The organism is Photorhabdus sp. RM96S (assembly GCF_042879335.1).
Taxonomy (GTDB): domain Bacteria; phylum Pseudomonadota; class Gammaproteobacteria; order Enterobacterales; family Enterobacteriaceae; genus Photorhabdus; species Photorhabdus kayaii.
The window spans coordinates 1-3742 of record NZ_JBHFKT010000086.1 but is presented as its reverse complement, the minus strand read 5'-3'; the positions used below and the strand labels follow the sequence as shown (position 1 = coordinate 3742).

Below are 3742 nucleotides of genomic sequence, written 5' to 3'. Positions count from 1 at the left end.
TGCAAGGAAGAATCAGATACCTGCCAAAATACGGACTTTAAAGCTCAAAGATGGGTTGTCGGGAGGACTCATAGCTGGATGAATCGCTTTCGCCGGATACTGATCCGATGGAAAAAGAAGGTCGAAAGCTATGTTACATTTTGCATGCGGGATTATAGTCTGACAAAATCCTATTGGGATAGGCTCTTAGTCCGAATGATGCGCTCTGATCAATCTCCAAACATCAAAAATCACTCACCGGACTAAGCTTTCTGATCACTATTCTTGAATCGTGCGACTCTGATAATTTGGGTCAGCTCTTATCTGCGATTCCGTAAATGGCACACGCTGCCATTGTTTAGTACTGTAGCTATGTGTGTAATCACTGTAGTAAGGCGAGGTCGGATCATCAGTCAAGGACGAAACTAATAAAACATAAGCCTCCACGCCATCACGTGGGAAACTCACCACCTGCAAATAACTATTGCTGGTTACATCTCCTCTATCCATTTCGTATGAGTTATTTACATTACAGCTAATAGTAAAGTAACCCATTTCATCACATCCACCATACAACGGCATCTTTCTGTCACCACGAGTGAGATATAGATAGTCACCTCGTTTAGCGTTTAATGACAAACCACGATGTTGCAAATCTAATACCGTGGCACCTAAGGCTTGACGTAGTGTTTCAGTTGCATTCGTCCGCAGATCACGCGGAGTATTCAGTGGGTCGGCTGAGTCAAACGGCACGGCGAATAATTCCTGCGTATCACGCTCTATCAATAATCTCGTCCAAAATCCATCCCATACATGGGCACCACGTGCACCGCTATTACCTGTGTTATTCCAAGCTCTCAATACAGCACAGGCTTCCGTCAGATTCACCTTACGTCCTGACACAAACAACTCTCCTTTGAGTACATCGCGCTGCACGTTGACTAGGGGTATGACACAGACTTGATCCAACGCCTGCGTTTTAAAACGTTCAGCACTAAATACCCGGCTATTGAGCGCCATCTGACGTATCACTTCACTATTGACATTGCGCCCCGGATAACCATCGTTGCCACTAAAACGTTCTTGCACCATCACATGCCCCATACGAGTACGCAAATTCAATTCCTCCTCACCACTCGGGCCAAAAATTGCAGGATAACCCGTTAGCGGTGCTTGGGGATTACTTAACCAATAGCTATTGTTCATATTGGCCACATAGTCTTTGCGCAACAAACTAGGCATTCGGCTCGGGCCAACTGCGCCAAGCTGTACTGAATCGGGATCGTTTTGCCAATTACATGTACTGCGCGAACCATCAAGAAAAGGAGTATTAGGTGGTAAATGCCCAGCCTTTATTAAAGCTTTTCCCATTGCCGTAGTACACTGTTCCACTTGTGTGGGCGATATATTAGGCACCGCCCCCATATCGGCATACCAAGCCTGCGAACTACCTCGTCCTACAGCCACAGTATTAACCCAAGGCATAGCAGCCTCCTCACGTTGAATGGTAATAAATTCATCAAGTGATTTAGCTTCACTCCAACGCAACCAGTTACGCCAAGGACGGAAATTATCCCGGTTAATGTTGCGCAAGGCAAACGCTGTATTTTCGCTCCAAGTCAACATCGGATCACTTACAATGGGACCATATTCGGATTTGTACAGTGTACGCGTAATTGGTACAAGAGCTCCTGAGCTATGTTTTACTTGTACTGTAATGGTATGTGACTGCATTCTCACAACTTTTCCATCATGTAGATAACTGAACGGATCACCTTGTACCAATCGCAATTCAAAAAATCCAGTACGCTCTGCTGTCGAAACCGTATGACTCCAAGCTACATTGTCATTAAACCCGATTTGCACCACAGGTGAACCTAGAAATGCAGCACCACTCACATTCAGTACTCCAGGAATCGTCAATTGTGCTAAGTAAAACCGATCTGGCCCCTCCAAATACCAATGTGGATTACCAAATAGCAGTGGGCTATCCGTACCTGTAGCCACTGAACCAAAACCATATGCATTACTACCAATGCCTCCATTGACCAAGTTACGAATCCGAGGGAATCCAGCAACCGCACCTCGGACCAGCGGTATTGTTCTAACAGCGTCAATACCTAGTGCAGGAGGAACCGCATTAGCAATAGACGGTAATAGGCTGATAGACAATTCCTCTGCTAAATCAACCGAATACATCCGACGATAAATATCTTGCGCACTAATCGATTTTACCCAAGGCGCGCTACTGCAAGCCGTATTCTTTTTGTCAGAAGAACCTGCGGCTTTAAATTCACGCACATAGCGATTGTAACCAGAAGCAAATCCTTCCACGAGTAACCTCATTCGCTTTGGCTGGGCTTGTTTCATACTCTCTATTACATCATCAGATACAATGTGGCGATGATAAAAATCGGAGTCCAAATTAGACCAGTTACCCGCTGTACTAAAATAAACTGGTAATGCCTCACCACCGAAATATTCGGAACGCTCACCACGATAAGTTAGAAAAGAATCAGCCATTGTGCAAAGATTATCTTGAGCCTGAGCATAACCATAACCATAGCCTAAACTACCCCAGTCATTAGCCTGAATATGTGGCATTCCCATGCTAGTGCGTCGAATGTTCACTTGATAAGATGACTTATCAGCTCTTAGGGCATTATTTTCAGCATAAGCAGTTAATCCTATGAATAGCATCAGTAATGGTATAACTCTTATACCGCATGCTAATTTTAAAATCATACACATCCCCTTTTTAGAACTATTCATTATGGTTTTAAAAATCGTCGTTTTTATACAGAACCATATAGTTAAATAGACAAAGTAAATCAAAGTGCAACATTGACGAAAAGTAGTGGGACCATACAGATAGTAGATAAGTCATGGCATAAATCTACCCATCTTTTGCTAACTAGAATGACCCCACGTATAAGTATGGTTTTCTATTTTCAGAACAACCTAATTAACCTGATTTACCCTTAGTTTTAATAATCCTTAGCAGTTCCTTTCCTAGGTGGCTAATATAAGGTTTTTTCATAATGGATGAGTGAGTTCCTCTCAATGGAACAATTCGTAATAATCCATCAAATATCAAATTTCCCCAGCCTAGGCTAAAATCACTCCTATCATTTTCATCCATTGCAGAAAACAAAGTAATCATAGTAGGCAGTTTTGGTGGACAGTAATGATAGCTTGCTACATCCATGTTATGACAAACCAAGAGAAAGTCCTTAAGGAAACTATATTCTGGTAAACTCTTCACATTACTATTTTCTTTAACAAGCTGTAATACAGCTGTGTAATCTTTATTTTTTGCCAGCTCAATCGATTTATTAATAACAACATTTGGTATATCTAATGTCGATAACACTTCAATCAATTTAGCCATTTCATCAAAAACAAAGCCATTTGGCTTCTCATACTCAGGATAGAATTGTTTATAGTCTCTATCTGTATCAATCAACCCTATAAAATCCATTTTTTTTCCAGCAGCTATTAACTGACGAGCCATTTCATAAGCAATTACTCCACCAGATGACCATGCTGCAATACGATATGGACCTACAGGCTGTACATGTAACATGCCTTTTATATACGATTCGGCCAGCATCTGGATTGTCACTAGAGAACCATCCTTTGCTTCTTTCTCTAGGGAACCTCTAAAAACTCTCAATACAAAAAATAAGATCAATTTTGCACTCACCAATAAATGACCTTATTGTGTATGACTTTTTCTTGCTTTTTCAGGGGAAAAAATAAA

Annotated in this window: 2 protein-coding genes and 1 pseudogene; 1 reads left to right on the top strand and 2 read right to left on the bottom strand. The window is 41.7% G+C overall.

Annotated elements, in window-relative coordinates:
* A pseudogene (locus ACGF49_RS24090) lies at window positions 1-182 on the top strand (IS5/IS1182 family transposase); the annotation flags it as partial.
* 76 nt (window positions 183-258) lie between these two features.
* On the opposite strand, the gene ACGF49_RS24085 reads toward ACGF49_RS24090, so the two are convergent.
* Both ACGF49_RS24085 and ACGF49_RS24080 read right to left on the bottom strand, forming a co-directional pair.
* Window positions 259-2724, bottom strand: a complete 2466-nt coding sequence (locus ACGF49_RS24085) for a penicillin acylase family protein (RefSeq protein WP_271859576.1) — start codon at window positions 2722-2724, stop codon at window positions 259-261.
* A gap of 220 nt (window positions 2725-2944) precedes the next feature.
* On the bottom strand, window positions 2945-3685 hold the full coding sequence (locus ACGF49_RS24080; RefSeq protein WP_387493173.1) for a thioesterase domain-containing protein: 741 nt from the start codon (window positions 3683-3685) through the stop codon (window positions 2945-2947).
* Window positions 3686-3742: the final 57 nt, after the last annotated feature.

Excerpts from the sequence above, each read along its gene's own strand:
- ACGF49_RS24085 (WP_271859576.1), bottom strand. The coding sequence starts at position 2,724 with ATGATTTTAAAATTAGCATGCGGTATAAGAGTTATACCATTACTGATG.